We start from the raw sequence: 15,746 nt of genomic DNA on the forward strand, positions 1-15,746 counted from the left end.
ACAGGGGATGGCCGACATCAACCGGATTCCGCTCTACCGCACGATCTGGCGCTGGCATTTCTATGCCGGGCTGTTCGTCATCCCCTTCATCCTTGTCCTGTCGGCGACCGGCGCGGCCTATCTGTTCAAGCCGCAGATCGACCGGTGGGAGGAGCGCGCCTGGCGCGGCCTTCCTACGGCGGGCGCGGTCGATGCCGATGCACAGGTCGCCGCCGCGCTCGCGGCCAATCGCGGAGCGAGCTTCCATTATTACCGCATTCCCGAAGCGCCGGGGGATGCGGCGATCGTTCATATCGGCCTGCCCGGCGGCACGATGCACGACATCGCGGTTTCGCCCCAAGGCAATGTGATCGGCGCCGCCGACCCCGACCAGCGTATCTCGGCGTGGCTGTCGCGCATTCACGGCACCTTGCTCATCGGCCGCACCGGCCGCCTGCTCGTCGAGCTCGCGGCAAGCTGGGCGATCGTGATGATCCTGACCGGCCTCTATCTCTGGTGGCCGCGCGGGCGCGGTGCCGCAGGAATGGTCTGGCCGCGCCTGTCGCTCGGCGGCCGGACCGCGCTGCGCGACCTCCACGCCGTGACCGGCTTCTGGGTCTCGGGGCTTGCGCTCGTCCTGCTCTTCACCGCGCTGCCATGGACCGAGGTCTGGGCGAGCGGGCTGCGCACCGTCCGCGCCGAAATGGGCTGGGTGTCGGGGGTGCAGGACTGGAAAGGCGGCGCCGATCCGCACGCGGCGCATAACCATAGCGCGATGATGGCCACGGAACCCGCCGGACCGCCCCCGCGCGCGCGCCTCGAATATATCGTGCTTCGCGCGCGCACCGAACATATGCCCGCCCCCGCGATTATCCAGCCGCCCGGCGCGCCCAACGCCTTCGGCCCGCCCAACGGCCATGTCTGGACGCTGACGACGCTGACCCAGAACCGCCCGCTGGTCCGCAAGGTCAGCTACGATCCCGAAACCAGTCTCGAAGTCGCGCGCAGCGGTTTTGCCGGGAAACACGCGATCGACCGCGCCGTCGGTTATGGCATCGCGTGGCACGAGGGGCAGCTGTTCGGTCTCGCCAACCAGTTGATCGGCGTCGCCACCGCGCTCGCGCTGTTCACGCTCGCCATCTCGGGCTTCCTGATGTGGCGCCGCCGCAAGCCCGGCGAAGCGCTCGGCGCCCCGCCACACCCGCGCGACCCCGCAAAGCTCAGGGGCGTTGCGGCGCTGATCCTGATCCTCGCCGCGCTTCTCCCCTTGCTCGCCGCCTCGCTGATCCTGCTCTGGATCGCCGAACGCCTGATTCTGCCGCGCCTCCCGCGTACCGCACGCTGGCTTGGCGTTGCGGCGAAGGCAAAGCCGCGCCTATAGTCACGGCATGACCCGCATCCTCCACCTGTTCGCTGCGCTTGTCGCCCTGCTGCTGGCTCCGGCAGCGATGGCGCAGGAGCGCGGCCCGGTGGTGCTCGCGGCGGCGAGCCTGCAGGAATCGCTGACCGATGCAGCCAATGCCTGGGCCGCCAAAGGCCACGCCAAACCCGTCCTCTCTTTCGCTGCCTCGTCCGCCCTCGCGCGGCAGGTCATTGCGGGCGCCCCCGCCGACCTGTTTCTCTCGGCCGACGAGGAATGGATGGACGCCGTGGCAAAAGCCGGGCTGCTGCGCCCCGGCACGCGCACGACCTTGCTCGGCAACCGGCTCGTGCTGATCGCCCCCGCATCGAGCAAGGTCCGGCTGACCCCGGCGCGCGGGTTTCCGCTCGCAAAGGCGCTCGGCACCGGTCGCCTCGCGCTCGCCGATCCCGACGCGGTGCCCGCGGGCAAATATGCGAAAGCGGCGCTGAGCGCGCTCGGCGTCTGGGCCGGCGTCGCCGCCAAAATCGCGCCCGCCGAAAATGTCCGCGCCGCGATGGCGCTCGTCGAACGCGGCGCGGCGCCGCTCGGCATCGTCTACGCCACCGACGCACGCGCCTCGAAAACGGTTCGCATCGTCGGGACATTCCCTGCCGGAAGCCATCCGCCGATCCGCTATCCGGTTGCGGTGTTGAAAGGGTCGCGCAACAAGGACGCCGCCGCCTTCCGCGTCTTTCTCCTCTCGAAACAGGGCCGCGCGATCTTCGCGCGCCACGGCTTCCCGGCCCCTTGATGCTCTCTGCCGAAGAGTGGGGGATCGTCGCGCTGTCGCTGAAGGTCGGCGGCGTCGCGGTGCTCGCCACGCTGCCGATCGCCTTCGCGCTTGCATGGCTGCTCGCGCGCTACCGCTTCCCCGGCCGCGTCGTCCTTGATGCGCTCGTCCACCTGCCGCTGGTCCTGCCGCCCGTGGTCACCGGCTGGCTGCTGCTGATCGCCTTCGGCCCGTTCGGCCCCGTCGGCCGCTGGCTCGAAAGCTGGTTCGGGGTCAGCCTCATGTTTCGCTGGACCGGCGCGGCGCTCGCCGCCGCGATCATGGCGCTGCCGCTGATGGTGCGCGCGATGCGGCTGTCGATCGAGGGCATCGACCGCCGGCTCGAAGGTGCGGCGCGGACGCTCGGCGCCGGACGATGGCACTGCTTCCGGACGATCAGCCTGCCGCTCGCGTTCCCCGGCGTGCTCGCTGCGCTCGTCCTCGGTTTCGCGCGCTCGATCGGCGAGTTCGGCGCGACGATCACCTTCGTGTCGAACATTCCGGGCGAGACGCGCACCTTGCCGCTCGCCATCTATTCGGCGCTGCAGGTTCCGGGCGGCGAAGCGATGGTCACGCGGCTCGCGCTGCTGTCGGTTGCGCTGTCGCTCGGCGCGCTTGTCCTCTCCGAATGGCTGGTGCGGCGCACCCATGCGGGAAGGCGCGGCCATGGCGATTGATATCGACGTCGAAAAACGGCTCGGCGAACGGAGTGTCGCGGCGCGTTTCACCGCGGGGCAGGGGGTGACCGCGTTGTTCGGACCGTCGGGGGCGGGCAAGACCAGCATCCTCAATATGGTCGCCGGGCTGCTGAAACCCGACCGCGGGCACATCCGCATCGGCGAACGAACCTTGTTCGGAACCGGCATCGACTTGCCGCCCGAGGCGCGCCGCGTCGGCTATGTCTTTCAGGACGGCCGCCTGTTCCCGCATCGCCGCGTCCGCGCGAACCTCCTCTACGGCCACAATCTCGCCGACCCCGCCGACCGCTGGATGACCTTCGACGAAGCCGTCCGCTTTCTCGGCATCGGCGATCTGCTCGACCGCTGGCCGCACACGCTGTCGGGGGGCGAGGCGCAGCGCGTGGCGATCGGCCGTGCCTTGCTCGCCGGTCCCGAAATTCTCCTGATGGACGAACCGCTCTCGTCGCTCGATGCCGCGCGGCGCGGCGGTATCATGACGGTGATCGAGCGGATTCGCGACGAACTCAAACTGCCGATCCTTTACGTCAGCCATGACCGCGCCGAGGTCGACCGGCTGGCGACCTCGGTGGTACCGCTCGATGGGTGAAGTTTCATCTGAAACCATTTTATGCTAGAAGGTCGGGAATGGAAAACCCGTTGACCCATGTCCACGACACGCCGCCGCCTGGCGCCGCGGCCGACTGGACGATTTCGCAAAATTGGGACGCCTTTACCGCCGACGAACATATGATGTGGGACCGCCTGTTCGCGCGCCAGTCGGGCATGCTGCCCGGCCGCGCCGCCGACGCCTTCCTGCGCGGGATCGACGTGCTGCGCCTCGAAAAGCCGGGCATCCCCGATTATCGCGAGCTCAACGCGCGGCTGATGGCCGCGACGGGGTGGCAGGTGATCGCGGTGCCGGGGCTCGTTCCCGACGAGGTCTTTTTCGATCATCTCGCAAACCGGCGCTTTCCCGCGGGCAATTTCATCCGCACGCCGCAGCAGCTCGATTACCTCGAGGAACCCGACGTCTTCCACGACGTCTTCGGCCATGTCCCGATGCTCGCCGACCCGGTGTTCGCCGACTATATGGTCGCCTATGGCGAAGGCGGGCTGCGCAGCCTGAAATTCGACGCGCTGAAACAGCTCGCGCGGCTTTATTGGTACACGGTCGAATTCGGGCTGATCCGCGAAGCTGGGGCCTTGCGCATCTACGGCGCCGGCATCGTCTCCTCCTATGCCGAAAGCGTCTTCGCGCTCGATAGCGACAGCCCGAACCGCATCGGTTTCGACCTCGCGCGCGTGATGCGGACCGATTACCGGATCGACGATTTCCAGCAGAATTATTTCGTCATCGACAGCCTCGACCAGCTGCTCGATACCACGGTGAACACCGATTTCGCGCCGCTCTACGGCGAAAATTCCGCGCTGCCACCGATTCCGATCGCCGACATTTTGCCCGGCGACGAAGTGATCACCCATGGTACGCAGGAATATGCGACAGCGAAGGCCTGATATTGACCGCAATCCCTGATGGCGGCTCGGCTATAGGCGCGCCGCAGCAGTTGACGTGCGGGAATGGTCACAGTCCGGTTCAGGGCGACCAATGAAATCGCAATGAATCTGGAAACTTTCCGTATGATTCGGATGAATGAGAAAGCCGGAGGCGATCAAGGCGGCGCGGACGGAATCGACGATTTTGGCATGCTTGTCGTAAAGGATTCTCTGGACCCGGATGGGCGTAAAAACGCCCAAAGGTAAAAACCTCAGCCTCTTTCCATTTATCTCGACCGAAACATCGATATGTGTGCCGTCGATGTCGTGCCCGTTCGCGCCGAATATCGGGCCGATCTCGTTGCGGCGGTGCGGAAACAGGATTGTGAATGCCAGGATTCCGCCGGCTCTGAACAAAATACGCAGCCGTCCCAGATGCGATTTTTTTGGCTCATAGCCGCGCGTCAAAATAAGCCGAACCCCGTCGGGCAGCATCGCGCAGGCACATTGGAGGGCATGATAGGCGCGCTCATCGACCGTGACATACGTCGATGGCCAGCGGGGAACCATCCGGACACTGGACAGCATTTCCATGGACTTGTCCTTTCGAGCGTCGTTGGGGCCGAGCCTCTCACCAACTCCCGAACGTCGCGTCCGACGGGCTCGCACGGTGGAAGGCGCGCTCCTTGCGGCGCCAGCCATAGCGGCGGCGCTTGATCAGCAGCAGGCACGGCCATTGGTCGCTCCCCTCGCGCGCGATCGGGCGGAACCCCTGCGCGCGATAGGCGGCGAGCACCGGCTCCATCTGGCGCGCGATGAGGCCCGCGAGGATGACATGGCCGCCGGGCGCGGTCGCCGCGGCGATATCCGGGGCCAGCGTGATCAGTGGCCCTGCAAGGATGTTCGCGATGACCAGATCATAGGGTGCGCGATGGCGGATCGCCGGATGGTCCGTCCCCGGTGCCACCGCGAGCGCGAGGCCGCCGCCGCCGCGGCCAAGCGGCACGCCGTTTATCTCCGCATTGTCGCGCGTGACGAAAATGCTCGCGGGATCGATGTCCGACGCGATTGTCTTCGCGCGCGGCCACAACGCCATTGCGGCGAAGGCGAGCAGGCCTGTTCCGGTACCGATATCGGCGATGTTGCGGGGGCTTGCGCCGGCCCGCGCGAGCCGGTCGAGCATTGCCAGGCATCCCGCGGTCGTGTCATGGCCCCCGGTGCCGAACGCCTGGCTCGCGTCGATCAGGAAAGCGGTTGCGCCCGCAGGGACGCGGTCGGCATAGCTGCTCGTGTGGACAAAAAAGCGGCCGGCCTGCACGGGTTCGAGGCCCTGCTGGCTCAGTGTGACCCAATCCTCTTCGGGTAACTTCTCGACAACGGGCTTTTTGCCCTTCGCGCTCGGGATCAGCGCCTGCAACATCTTGAGCAGCGCGGTGCTCGGTTTTTCCTCGACATAGGCATCGAGCTGCCATTCGCCCGCATCCTCATCGATCTCGCGCGTCACGACCACCGGGGCTTCGGGCGCCCCATCGAGTTGCGGCACATCGCCCGACAAGGCTTCGGCTTCGTCGCGGGTGCAGGGGAGGGAGACGATCCAGCTCATGGTCTAGCGCACATAGCTCGCGCCATTCACATCGAGCACCGCGCCCGTCATCGATGCCGGCGCGTCGAGCGCGCACCAGCGCGCCATTTCGCCCACTTCCTCAGGCCCCGCGACACGGCCCAGCGGAATATCGGCGAGCAATTTGTCGCCGCCGCGGCTCGCGAGATAATCGTCGGCCATCCCCGTCATTGTAAAGCCGGGGCAGATCGCAAAGGCGAGGATGCCGTCCTTTGCATAGGCGCGTGCGATCGTCTTGGTCATCGCGACCATGCCCGATTTCGAGGCCGCATAATGCCAGTGCGCGGGGCTGTCGCCGCGGTACGCCGCGCGGCTCGCGATGTTGACGATGCGGCCGGGAGCGCCGCGTTCGTGCCAGTGCAGCACCGCATGGCGGCACAATTGCGCGCTCGCGGTCAGATTGACCTGCATCGTGCGGTTCCAGTTCGCGAGCCAGTCGGCGTTGGGACCGCCCAGCGGATTGGCTTCGAACACCCCGGCGTTGTTGATCAGCACGTCGATGCGGCCGTCCAGCCGGTCGAGGCTCGCCTGCCACAGCCGGTCGGGGGTGGCGGGGTCGGACAGGTCGCCGTCGGCGCTCGACAGCGCGACGACCTTGGCCGCCTCGGTGGCGAGGGCGCCGGCGATCGCCGCGCCAATGCCGCGGCTCGCGCCGGTGATCAGGATATGCGTGCTCATGCTCCCGCCTTAGGCAGCGGGGCAGGGCTTGCCAAGCGCGCGGCGCGACGGCGTCAGGCCACCCGGCGGCTGAACTCGCTCGCGGCTAGCTCCAGTTGCTGCAAGCGCCCGCCCATCTTGGCGAATTCCTGGCTCAGCACGCTGATCTCGCTCGCCACCATCCCCGAATCGTTGCGGATGCTCGCGATCGTCGACGACATCGAATCGGCGGCAAGCGCGGTTTCGTCGACCGCGGCGGTGATCGAGGTGACCGTCTGCGCCTGCGCGTCCATCGCGTCGCGGATGCGCTGCGCCGACTGCTGGACCTCGACGATTGTCTGCTGGATCGACTGGTTCGCCGAAACCGACCCGCGTGTCGCCTGCTGGATCGCGGTGATCTTGCCCGCGATATCGTCGGTCGCGCGCGCGGTTTCGTTGGCGAGGCTCTTCACTTCCTGCGCGACGACGGCAAAGCCGCGCCCCGAATCGCCGGCACGTGCCGCTTCGATCGTGGCGTTGAGGGCGAGGAGGTTGGTCTGGCCCGCGATCTCGCGGATCAGGCCGAGGATGGACTCGATCGATTCGGCGTGGTGCGACAGCGTTTCGGACATCGCGACAGCTTCGCCCGCCTGTTCGGATGCGCGCGTCGCGACGCTGGCCGATGCTTCGACCTCGCTGCGCGCATCCTCGATCGCGCGGATCAGGCCCGCGGCGGTGGAGGCGGCTTCGCGCATCGCCATCGCCGATTGTTCGGACGCGGCGGCGACTTCGCTCGTCTTGGCGATCATGCCCTTTGCCGCCTGGTCGGCCGACGCCGCCTGCCGGGCGAGCTGTTCGCGCACGCCGTCGGTGTCCTGCACCAGCGACGCGATCGAGCGGTCGAAATCGCCCGCGAGCGTCTGCCGCTCGCCGGAAATTACGGCGCGGTCGAGCTTTTTGGCGTAGCGGTGCATGATGTCGAATTCGAGCAGGGCGAGGCGGTTGATCGCGCTCGTCAGCCGCGCCAGCCGTTCGGCATCGCCCATGCACGCCTCGACGACATATTCGATGGTCAGCCGCTGGCTTTCGGCGATGCACGACATCACCGAGGCAAGCGGCAGCTTGACGCGCCGCGCCATATGGGCGTTCTGGCACGCGATCGTCGCGACCTCCTGGCCCGCCGCGTCGGCATATTTGGTCACCGTGTGGCGTGCGCTGCCGCGGATATAGGATTCGAGCAATTCGCCCTCGACGCGGCGGTCGACCGTGGGCAGCGCGTTGAACGCGGTCCAATAGGCCGCCGCGATCGCGTCCTCGCGGCCGGCGATGATATTGTGAATCTCGGCGGCATGAGCGGCCAGCCGCCCGTCGAGGTCGTAAAAGGGGAAGCGATCGGCCATCGGCACCGGATCGATCTGCTGCTTATGAATCGGATTTTCCTTCACCATGATCCTGCTTCCCTGATCGATCCCCGTAAGACGTGCGGGGATCTGCCGCCTGCATGCGTCGGCTAAACTGGTGAACGGGATATGCGGTGGAAGTGGTAAATTCGCCGTTAACCCGGCGCCGGAGTCTTGCCCTCGACGCTGCCCGCCGGGCGGGGCACCGGATAGCCCTCGAACGCCTTGATCGTGCGCAGCGCAAAGGCGCTGTGCATCGCCGCGACCCCGGGCAGGCGCGACAGGCAGTGACGGTGCAACCGGTCGAAATCGGCGACGTTGCGCGCCGCGACGCGGAGGCGATAGTCCGACGCGCCCGACAGCAATTGGCATTCGAGGATTTCGTCGAAGCTCTTCACCGCACTCTCGAACGCGGTCAGCGCTTCCTCGCTCTGCGACGTCAGGCTGATGTCGACGAACACGTCGAGCCCGAGGCCGATGCTCTCGGGGTTCAGCCGCGCGGTATAGCCGGCGATGATCCCCGCCGCCTCGAGCGCGCGGATGCGCCGGTGGCACGCCGACGCCGACAATCCCACCGCTTCGCCCAATTCGGCGGCGGGGCGCGGGCCTTGCCGCTGCAGCAAGTCGAGCAACTTGACGTCGATCCGGTCAATCATTGTGCGTCCTTGGTCCATCCCACGCAAAAATCGTGCGCGTTTGTCGCGAAAGCGGGACGGATATGCAAGCACCTCGCGCGCCGAAACTGCTATATGCGCAGCATGGAGTCCGCGGCGACGCAATGGCGCGACCGGCGGCGACGATATGGAGAGCGAAGCATGATCATCGGCACCCCCAAGGAAATCAAGAATCACGAATATCGCGTCGGCCTGACCCCCGAAAGCGCACGCGAACTGCACGTCCACGGCCACCGCGTGCTCGTCCAGACCGGCGCCGGCGCAGGCATCGGCGCGCACGACCGCTATTATGTCGAGGCCGGCGCCGAGATCGTCCAGACCGCCGAAGAGATTTTCGCGCAGTGCGACATGGTGGTGAAGGTCAAGGAACCCCAGCCCGTCGAGCGCGCGATGCTGCGCGAAGGGCAGATCCTCTACACCTATCTCCACCTCGCGCCCGATCCCGACCAGACGCGCGACCTGATGAAATCGGGCGCGGTGTGCATCGCCTATGAAACCGTCACCAGCCCGCATGGCGGTCTGCCGCTGCTCAAACCGATGAGCCAGGTCGCGGGGCGCATGTCGATCCAGGCCGGCGCGACCGCGCTCGAGAAAGCGCACGGCGGCCGCGGCGTGCTGCTCGGCGGCGTCCCCGGCGTCGCGCCGGGCAAGGTGTGCATCATCGGCGGCGGCGTCGTCGGCTTCAACGCCGCGCAGATGGCGGCGGGCCTCGGCGCCGACGTCACCATCCTCGACCGCGACCCCGAAGTGCTCGAACGCGTCGGCACCTTTTTCGAGGCGCGGGCCAAGACGCGCTTCTCGAACCGCGCCAACCTCGCCGAATGCGTCGCCGAAGCCGACCTCGTCATCGGCGCGGTGCTGATCCCCGGCGCCGAAGCGCCCAAGCTCGTCACGCGCGACATGCTCGGCACGATGCAGGCGGGATCGGTGCTCGTCGACGTCGCGATCGATCAGGGCGGCTGCTTCGAGACCAGCCATGCGACGACCCACGCCGACCCCACTTATGTGGTCGACGGCATCGTCCATTATGCGGTCGCCAACATGCCCGGCGGGGTCGCGCGCACCAGCACCTATGCGCTCAACAATGTCACCCTGCCGCACGCGCTGCGCATCGCCGATCTCGGCTGGAAAGAAGCACTCCGCCGCGACGTGCATCTTTCACAGGGCTTGAACGTATGGAATGGTAAGGTAACGTTCGAAGCCGTGGCGGAAGCCATTGGAACCGAATATGTGCCTGTCGAACAGGCACTCGCCTGATAACAAGGACATAAGAGAGACGATGACCGACCAAGTGCCCCCGCCGCCGCACGACGACGAACAGGAAGAAAATGAAGTGCTGCGCGCCGCACGCGAGCGCCGCCAGCAACAGGAAGCGGCCGATGCGGCCGAAGCCGCGGACAAGGAAGCGGCCAAGGGCAATGGCAAGCGCGGCTGGAAAACGGCTGCGGCTGCCGGCATCGGTATCGGTTCGGCCGCCGTACTCGCCGCTTTGCTTTACGCGAACCGCGGCAAGATCAAGTGACGCATCGCCCCGCGCGCTGACCGTGCGCAGGAGATCGTCGCCCGGACCTGATCCGGGAACCGGAGGGCGGCCGCGTGCCGCCCTTTTTCTTGGGCGACGGGCGGCTTTGGGGTGGAAAGCGGACATCCGACATTGCTTTGGCGTAGGACAACTAGCCGCTATTTTTATCGATAAGATATGTTATTACATTGCGATGCCCGGCCGACCTTTCCGAACAGCGATGCTCTCCTTGCCACTCCTTCTGTGCGCATGCGAAGGTCAATGGGATGCTCAAGAGAAGGTGATGGAAGCACCGACAGACGGCGAGGAAAGCGTCTTGAACCTCTCCCTCGCAGACATGCGGGCGACGAATAGTTCCTGTCTTATCTCTACTGTAAGCCCAGCGGTGAGCGTTTTTTGGCCCGATGCGCTATTGTTCAATGGGGAGAGCAAGTTATTCCGCGCGGGCGATGCGCGGTTCGACGAAATAGCCATGGCATGGGCGCGTGCGAAACCCAAACGATCCGCGACATACCGGATACCCCGCCAAGCCTTGCAACTTGGATTCCGCATCATCGACGCCGCATCATCGGTACCCGGATGTCACGAACGCTTGACCCTGCGGTCGCCCCTTTTTGATGGCGATTTTGCGTTTGTAATCACTGACGTGCAGACCGCAGGTATCGCTGGGGGCGATTTTCGCATCAGCATATTTCAACGGAACAGAGATCAATGGCAAAGCGTCGCGTTTGGAAGCGCTCGCTGGGGACGCCCGATCATCTAGATATGGAACAACGGCAACGATCTGATGTCTGCAATCGGTCGATTGCGGTCATTCGGACGCGATCGGAGCCAATGACGGCTATGGGGTGGTGAACTGCCATTGCCTTTCGTCATCCCGGGCTTGACCCGGGACCCGCCTTCCTTGCCGACCGAAAGGCAAAGGCAGGCCCCGGGTCAAGCCCGGGGTGACGGTACCTATGTCCGCAACCGGTCCTTGGCCGCCATTCCCGACGCCCGGGTCGAGTGCGCATTCGGTGAGATGACGAAATAGGATCGGTGTCGCGGATAAAATCTTTCCTACATTGTACCCATATGGTTCATTCTGTCGGTTTCACTTCACCGAAAGGACGAATCGATGGACGCATCCGCTCCCAACCCCGCCGACATTCCCGCCCCCGGCAGCTACCGCTGGACGCCGCGGCTTCAGCGCGAATTTCTCGAACAGCTCGCCACCACCGGGTCGGTGAGGATCGCCTCTGCCATGGTGTGCATGTCGGCCGCGGCGGCGTATCAGCTCAAACAACGGCCGCAGGGCAAGGCATTCGCGCTCGGCTGGGCGGCGGCGGTGCTGATCGCGCGCGGGCGGCTTGCCGACGAATTGCTCGACCGCGCGATCTGGGGGATCGAGGAGATGACCGATCGCGGCAACCGCACCGAAATGGGGGCACAGACCACCAAGCGCCGCCGCCAGGATCCGCGGCTTGGGCTTGCGATGCTCGCACGGCTCGACCGCATGGTCGATGTCCGCGCGCGGGCGGGCGAGGAGATGTTCGCGCAGATCATCGCGGGCGACTGGGTGGGCTTTCTGTCGCTGTTCGACGTCGACGCCGAAAACCCCGATGCCGGGGGCCATGGCGCGGCGCTCGCCGTCTGGCTCGCGGCGCGCGACAACCGTGCCAACCCGCTCGCCAGCCTGTGGCGCGATAGCGCGATCGCGGATCAAGTTGCGCAGTTTTCCGGGGGTTTGGACGAAGAGGCCGAAAGCGAGCCGACCCCCGAAGAGGAGGCTGCGGCGATGACGATCTGGCATGACGACACAAGCGGTGAATGGCGCACCAACTTCCCGCCGCCGCCCGATTATATCGGGATCGAGGAGGGTGCATTCGGCGACGAAGGCTATGAACGCACCCTCGACGTCGCCGAGGAAGAGGCGTGGGAAGCGCAGCGTGAGGCCGCAATCGCCCCGCTGCGCAAAGCGGGCGAGATCGCGCGGCTGGCGTTCTTCGGATTGCCGGCGCCTGCGAACGATCCCGAACCCGGTGACGGCACAAAGGCGCGCAAATCGGCGAGCGGTTAACCCGCCCCCTCCTTCGTCATCCCCGCGCGGGCGGAGACTCGGCGAAGGAAGAATGAGCGCGGCCGCGCTCTGGCACAGCGCCGCAACTGGGGTTCCGCGTTCGCGGGAATGACGGCGATGGGGCCGGCCCCGCGCGAGGATGCCGCCCAAACCATCATGAATTAATCCCCTATGCTCCTAAGCAATTGCATATCGCGGCGGGAAGGCTTAACCGGCACCGCATCGACCGTTTAGAGTCAAGACAGGGCTGATATGGCTGGCAACGAACCGAGTGCGCGTCCGCGCTCCCCGCATCTGCAGGTATATAAATGGGGCCCCGCCATGGCGGTCTCGATCCTCCATCGCGCCAGCGGCGACGGCCTCGCGATCGTCGGCGCGGGGATGTTCCTCTGGTGGCTCGGCGCGATTGCCGCCGGTCCCGATGCCTATGCGGCGTTCGTCGCCTGCGTGTGGCACGACCCCAGCCCCGAAGTGGGCCTGTTTCACCAGATCACCAATATAGTGGGCAAGATCGTGCTGATCGGGCTGACCTGGGCCTTCTTCCAGCATCTCTTCTCGGGTCTGCGCCACTTCGTGCTCGATATCGGGGCGGGTTATGAACTCAAGACCAACAAACTCTGGTCGACCGTCGTGATTGCCGGCGGTGTGCTCGCGACCATCGCGACCTGGCTCTACATCTGCAAGGAGGCGCTCAATGGGTAACGGAACGCACCTTGGCAAAGTTCGCGGACTCGGCTCGTCAAAACATGGGTCGCAGCACTGGCTGCAACAGCGGCTGACCGCGCTGGCGAACATCCTGCTCGTCGGATTTCTCTTTGTCTCGCTCATCCGCCTGCCGCTCGGCGACCATGCCGCGGTGCACCGCTGGGCATCGGACCCGATGGTTGCGCTCGCGCTGATCCTGATGGTCGTCAGCGTCTTCTGGCATCTTCGCCTCGGGCTTCAGGTCCTGATCGAGGATTATGTCCACGGCGCGGCGCATCTGTTCGCGATCGTGCTGCTCAACTTGTACGCCATCGGCGGCGCGGCCTATGGCATCTTCGCCATCATCCGTATTGTATTGGCGCCCCTGTCGCCTGCGCCGGGGGGCATGTGACATGACCGAAGCCTATAAGATTATCGACCATATCTATGACACCGTCGTCGTCGGCGCCGGCGGATCGGGCCTGCGCGCCACGATGGGCAGCGCCGAAGCCGGCCTCAAGACCGCCTGCATCACCAAGGTGTTCCCGACGCGCAGCCACACCGTCGCGGCGCAGGGCGGCATCGCCGCCTCGCTCGGCAACAATTCGCCCGACCATTGGCAGTGGCATATGTACGACACCGTCAAGGGCTCCGACTGGCTCGGCGACCAGGACGCGATCGAATATATGGTGCGCGAAGCGCCGAACGCGGTTTACGAACTCGAACACGCCGGCGTGCCGTTCAGCCGCAATCAGGACGGTACCATCTATCAGCGCCCGTTCGGCGGCCATATGCAGAATATGGGCGAGGGCCCGCCGGTCCAGCGCACCGCCGCGGCGGCCGATCGCACCGGCCATGCGATGCTCCACGCGCTCTATCAGCAGTCGCTGAAATATGACGCCGACTTCTTCGTCGAATATTTCGCGCTCGACCTGATCATGGAAGACGGCGCGTGCCGCGGCGTGATCGCGATGTGCCTCGAGGATGGCAGCATCCACCGTTTCCGCAGCCAGGCGGTCGTGCTTGCGACCGGCGGTTATGGCCGCAGCTATTTCACCGCGACGTCGGCGCACACCTGCACCGGCGACGGCGGCGGCATGGTGCTGCGCGCCGGCCTGCCGCTTCAGGACATGGAATTCGTCCAGTTCCACCCCACCGGCATCTACGGCGCGGGTGTCCTCATCACCGAGGGCGCACGCGGCGAGGGCGGGTATCTCACCAACTCCGAGGGCGAGCGGTTCATGGAACGCTACGCCCCTTCGGCGAAGGATCTGGCGTCGCGCGACGTCGTGTCGCGTTCGATGGCGCTCGAAATCCGCGAAGGCCGCGGTGTCGGCCCGCACAAGGATCACATCTTCCTGCACCTCGATCATATCGATCCCGCGGTGCTCCACGAACGCCTGCCCGGCATTACCGAAAGCGGTAAGGTGTTTGCGGGCGTCGACTTGACGCGCCAGCCGCTCCCCGTTGTGCCGACGGTCCATTACAATATGGGCGGCATTCCCTGTAACTATCATGGCGAAGTCGTGACGCTCGGCAAGGACGGCCCCGACACCGTCGTCCCCGGCCTGTTCGCGGTCGGCGAAGCGGCGTGCGTGTCGGTCCATGGCGCGAACCGTCTGGGCTCGAACAGCCTGATCGATCTCGTGGTGTTCGGCCGCGCGACCGGGCATCGCCTCAAGGAAATCCTGACCCCCGGCGCGGCGCAGCAGCCGCTGCCCAAGGACAGCGCCGACCTCGCGCTTGGCCGTCTCGACCATTTCCGCAACGCCAATGGCGGCTCGCCGACCGCGGAAATCCGCCTCGAGATGCAGCGCGCCATGTCGGCGCACGCTGCGGTGTTCCGCACCGACGAGCTGATGGCCGAGGGCAAGGAAAAGCTGACCAAAACCTATCAGCGGATGAACGACGTCCATGTCACCGACCGCAGCTTGATCTGGAACACCGACCTCATCGAAACGCTCGAGCTCGACAACCTGATTTCGCAGGCGACGGTAACGATGCATTCGGCGTTCAACCGCAAGGAAAGCCGCGGCGCGCATGCGCACGAGGATTTCCCGAATCGCGACGACGCGAACTGGATGAAGCACACGATCAGCTGGTTCGACGGTTGGGGCGGCAAGGGCGGCGGCGTTCGCCTCGATTACCGTCCGGTTCACGAATATACGCTGTCGGACGACGTCGAATATATCAAGCCGAAGGCGCGGGTCTATTGATCCGCGCCGCGGCGGCTCTTTCCGATCGTTGATCGGGCCTATTTGCCGAAGATGCTCTCTATCGGATTGAGGTCGGAGAAGGGCACGTCAACATCCTGTCCCATGATCCACAATTTCTGGCACGCGATGGCAAAGAACATCAGCGCGATGGTCCAGACGATGAAGGTCTTGCGGGCGATCCAGCGCCGCTCGGCCTCGGCGGCTTTGGCGCGCGCTTTATAGTCGATGCCAAGCTCGCCCTCGAATTCGGCGACGAGTTGCGCACGGCGGGTACGCGAAATATTCGCGATACTCACGTCCGTGTGTCTGTCATCGCTTTTCGAGCGGCGGCGCGTCATGAAATCACCTTGCCCAGTTAGTCCTAGCTACCGGGTATAAAGCCCAGCCCCTGCCAATTGGTTAATCGGGCGCGATACCGACGAATTTGATCCGCGCCGCCGCGCCGCGCAGCAACGTCAGGTCGCGCCGCGGCCGGTCCAGAGCGGCGGCAAGCAGTTTCAGCACGGCCTCGTTTGCGGCGCCGTCGGCGGGGGGCGCGGTGACGCGGACCTGCACGGCGCCGTCGGTGATCGTCACCCCGTCGCGGCTGGCGCCGGGCGTCACCCGCACC

19 protein-coding genes are annotated in these 15,746 nt (G+C 65.7%); 12 read left to right on the forward strand and 7 right to left on the reverse strand.

Features of this window, described 5'->3' with window-relative positions:
• The first annotated feature begins 7 nt into the window (after nucleotides 1–7).
• The 5 genes from AC07NV_RS12850 to phhA are packed head-to-tail and all read left to right on the forward strand — an operon-like array spanning nucleotide 8 to nucleotide 4,345.
• A complete protein-coding gene (locus AC07NV_RS12850) occupies nucleotides 8–1,360 on the forward strand; it encodes a PepSY-associated TM helix domain-containing protein (protein ID WP_495166759.1) in 1,353 nt (450 codons plus the stop codon).
• 7 nt (nucleotides 1,361–1,367) lie between these two features.
• Nucleotides 1,368–2,132 (forward strand): molybdate ABC transporter substrate-binding protein, encoded by a 765-nt coding sequence (gene modA / locus AC07NV_RS12855; RefSeq protein ID WP_495166760.1) that lies wholly within the window; start codon nucleotides 1,368–1,370, stop codon nucleotides 2,130–2,132.
• Nucleotides 2,132–2,827 carry a molybdate ABC transporter permease subunit gene (gene modB, locus AC07NV_RS12860; RefSeq protein WP_495166761.1) on the forward strand — a complete coding sequence of 232 codons (696 nt, stop codon included), beginning with the start codon at nucleotides 2,132–2,134 and terminating at the stop codon, nucleotides 2,825–2,827. The genes modA and modB overlap by 1 nt, the downstream gene beginning before the upstream one ends.
• Nucleotides 2,817–3,437, forward strand: a complete 621-nt coding sequence (locus AC07NV_RS12865; RefSeq protein WP_495166762.1) for a molybdenum ABC transporter ATP-binding protein — start codon at nucleotides 2,817–2,819, stop codon at nucleotides 3,435–3,437. The genes modB and AC07NV_RS12865 overlap by 11 nt, the downstream gene beginning before the upstream one ends.
• 38 nt (nucleotides 3,438–3,475) lie before the next feature.
• Nucleotides 3,476–4,345, forward strand: coding sequence for a phenylalanine 4-monooxygenase (phhA, locus tag AC07NV_RS12870; RefSeq protein ID WP_495166763.1), 870 nt, complete (start codon nucleotides 3,476–3,478; stop codon nucleotides 4,343–4,345).
• A gap of 30 nt (nucleotides 4,346–4,375) precedes the next feature.
• On the opposite strand, the gene AC07NV_RS12875 is transcribed toward phhA, so the two are convergent.
• The 5 genes from AC07NV_RS12875 to AC07NV_RS12895 form a co-directional block, all read right to left on the reverse strand.
• Nucleotides 4,376–4,918: a hypothetical protein gene (locus AC07NV_RS12875; RefSeq protein ID WP_495166764.1), complete on the reverse strand. Its 543-nt coding sequence runs from the start codon at nucleotides 4,916–4,918 to the stop codon at nucleotides 4,376–4,378.
• A 37-nt stretch (nucleotides 4,919–4,955) separates the two neighbouring features.
• A complete protein-coding gene (locus AC07NV_RS12880) occupies nucleotides 4,956–5,927 on the reverse strand; it encodes a 50S ribosomal protein L11 methyltransferase (RefSeq protein WP_495166765.1) in 972 nt (323 codons plus the stop codon).
• 3 nt (nucleotides 5,928–5,930) lie between these two features.
• The gene (locus AC07NV_RS12885) at nucleotides 5,931–6,623 is read right to left on the reverse strand and encodes an SDR family NAD(P)-dependent oxidoreductase (protein WP_495166766.1); all 693 of its coding nucleotides are present in this window, start codon (nucleotides 6,621–6,623) and stop codon (nucleotides 5,931–5,933) included.
• A 53-nt stretch (nucleotides 6,624–6,676) separates the two neighbouring features.
• Nucleotides 6,677–8,029, reverse strand: a complete 1,353-nt coding sequence (locus AC07NV_RS12890) for a methyl-accepting chemotaxis protein (RefSeq protein WP_495166767.1) — start codon at nucleotides 8,027–8,029, stop codon at nucleotides 6,677–6,679.
• Between the two features lie 107 nt (nucleotides 8,030–8,136).
• Nucleotides 8,137–8,637 carry an Lrp/AsnC family transcriptional regulator gene (locus AC07NV_RS12895; protein WP_495166768.1) on the reverse strand — a complete coding sequence of 167 codons (501 nt, stop codon included), beginning with the start codon at nucleotides 8,635–8,637 and terminating at the stop codon, nucleotides 8,137–8,139.
• A 159-nt stretch (nucleotides 8,638–8,796) separates the two neighbouring features.
• On the opposite strand from AC07NV_RS12895, the gene ald reads away from it, so the two are divergent.
• The 7 genes from ald (at nucleotide 8,797) to sdhA (ending at nucleotide 15,136) form a co-directional block, all read left to right on the forward strand.
• Nucleotides 8,797–9,912, forward strand: coding sequence for an alanine dehydrogenase (gene ald / locus AC07NV_RS12900; protein ID WP_495166769.1), 1,116 nt, complete (start codon nucleotides 8,797–8,799; stop codon nucleotides 9,910–9,912).
• Nucleotides 9,913–9,934: 22 nt separating this feature from the next.
• Nucleotides 9,935–10,177: a hypothetical protein gene (locus tag AC07NV_RS12905; protein WP_495166770.1), complete on the forward strand. Its 243-nt coding sequence runs from the start codon at nucleotides 9,935–9,937 to the stop codon at nucleotides 10,175–10,177.
• Between the two features lie 283 nt (nucleotides 10,178–10,460).
• Nucleotides 10,461–10,940, forward strand: coding sequence for a hypothetical protein (locus tag AC07NV_RS12910; RefSeq protein ID WP_495166771.1), 480 nt, complete (start codon nucleotides 10,461–10,463; stop codon nucleotides 10,938–10,940).
• Nucleotides 10,941–11,294: 354 nt separating this feature from the next.
• Nucleotides 11,295–12,236, forward strand: a complete 942-nt coding sequence (locus AC07NV_RS12915) for a hypothetical protein (protein WP_495166772.1) — start codon at nucleotides 11,295–11,297, stop codon at nucleotides 12,234–12,236.
• Nucleotides 12,237–12,488: 252 nt separating this feature from the next.
• A complete protein-coding gene (gene sdhC / locus AC07NV_RS12920; RefSeq protein ID WP_495166773.1) occupies nucleotides 12,489–12,938 on the forward strand; it encodes a succinate dehydrogenase, cytochrome b556 subunit in 450 nt (149 codons plus the stop codon).
• Nucleotides 12,931–13,332, forward strand: a complete 402-nt coding sequence (sdhD, locus tag AC07NV_RS12925; RefSeq protein WP_495166774.1) for a succinate dehydrogenase, hydrophobic membrane anchor protein — start codon at nucleotides 12,931–12,933, stop codon at nucleotides 13,330–13,332. Before sdhC ends, sdhD begins: the two co-directional genes overlap by 8 nt.
• Nucleotide 13,333: 1 nt before the next feature.
• Nucleotides 13,334–15,136 carry a succinate dehydrogenase flavoprotein subunit gene (gene sdhA, locus AC07NV_RS12930; RefSeq protein WP_495166775.1) on the forward strand — a complete coding sequence of 601 codons (1,803 nt, stop codon included), beginning with the start codon at nucleotides 13,334–13,336 and terminating at the stop codon, nucleotides 15,134–15,136.
• Between the two features lie 38 nt (nucleotides 15,137–15,174).
• Here sdhA and AC07NV_RS12935 read toward each other — a convergent pair whose 3' ends face one another.
• On the reverse strand, nucleotides 15,175–15,432 hold the full coding sequence (locus AC07NV_RS12935; RefSeq protein ID WP_495166776.1) for a hypothetical protein: 258 nt from the start codon (nucleotides 15,430–15,432) through the stop codon (nucleotides 15,175–15,177).
• A 103-nt stretch (nucleotides 15,433–15,535) separates the two neighbouring features.
• Nucleotides 15,536–15,745: a DUF167 domain-containing protein gene (locus tag AC07NV_RS12940; protein ID WP_495166777.1), complete on the reverse strand. Its 210-nt coding sequence runs from the start codon at nucleotides 15,743–15,745 to the stop codon at nucleotides 15,536–15,538.
• Between the last annotated feature and the right edge of the window lies 1 nt (nucleotide 15,746).

Source organism: Sphingopyxis sp. GW821-FHT10B01, assembly GCF_059415685.1.

Bases quoted from the DNA above. Each gene is read 5' to 3' on its own strand.
- ald (WP_495166769.1), top strand. From the start codon at position 8,797: ATGATCATCGGCACCCCCAAGGAAATCAAGAATCACGAATATCGCGTC.
- AC07NV_RS12895 (WP_495166768.1), bottom strand. From the start codon at position 8,637: ATGATTGACCGGATCGACGTCAAGTTGCTCGACTTGCTGCAGCGGCAA.
- AC07NV_RS12905 (WP_495166770.1), top strand. From the start codon at position 9,935: ATGACCGACCAAGTGCCCCCGCCGCCGCACGACGACGAACAGGAAGAA.
- sdhA (WP_495166775.1), top strand. From the start codon at position 13,334: ATGACCGAAGCCTATAAGATTATCGACCATATCTATGACACCGTCGTC.
- AC07NV_RS12875 (WP_495166764.1), bottom strand. From the start codon at position 4,918: ATGGAAATGCTGTCCAGTGTCCGGATGGTTCCCCGCTGGCCATCGACG.
- AC07NV_RS12885 (WP_495166766.1), bottom strand. From the start codon at position 6,623: ATGAGCACGCATATCCTGATCACCGGCGCGAGCCGCGGCATTGGCGCG.
- AC07NV_RS12890 (WP_495166767.1), bottom strand. From the start codon at position 8,029: ATGGTGAAGGAAAATCCGATTCATAAGCAGCAGATCGATCCGGTGCCG.
- phhA (WP_495166763.1), top strand. From the start codon at position 3,476: ATGGAAAACCCGTTGACCCATGTCCACGACACGCCGCCGCCTGGCGCC.
- AC07NV_RS12910 (WP_495166771.1), top strand. From the start codon at position 10,461: ATGGAAGCACCGACAGACGGCGAGGAAAGCGTCTTGAACCTCTCCCTC.
- sdhC (WP_495166773.1), top strand. From the start codon at position 12,489: ATGGCTGGCAACGAACCGAGTGCGCGTCCGCGCTCCCCGCATCTGCAG.
- AC07NV_RS12880 (WP_495166765.1), bottom strand. From the start codon at position 5,927: ATGAGCTGGATCGTCTCCCTCCCCTGCACCCGCGACGAAGCCGAAGCC.
- modA (WP_495166760.1), top strand. From the start codon at position 1,368: ATGACCCGCATCCTCCACCTGTTCGCTGCGCTTGTCGCCCTGCTGCTG.
- AC07NV_RS12850 (WP_495166759.1), top strand. From the start codon at position 8: ATGGCCGACATCAACCGGATTCCGCTCTACCGCACGATCTGGCGCTGG.
- AC07NV_RS12915 (WP_495166772.1), top strand. From the start codon at position 11,295: ATGGACGCATCCGCTCCCAACCCCGCCGACATTCCCGCCCCCGGCAGC.
- AC07NV_RS12865 (WP_495166762.1), top strand. From the start codon at position 2,817: ATGGCGATTGATATCGACGTCGAAAAACGGCTCGGCGAACGGAGTGTC.
- sdhD (WP_495166774.1), top strand. From the start codon at position 12,931: ATGGGTAACGGAACGCACCTTGGCAAAGTTCGCGGACTCGGCTCGTCA.
- modB (WP_495166761.1), top strand. From the start codon at position 2,132: ATGCTCTCTGCCGAAGAGTGGGGGATCGTCGCGCTGTCGCTGAAGGTC.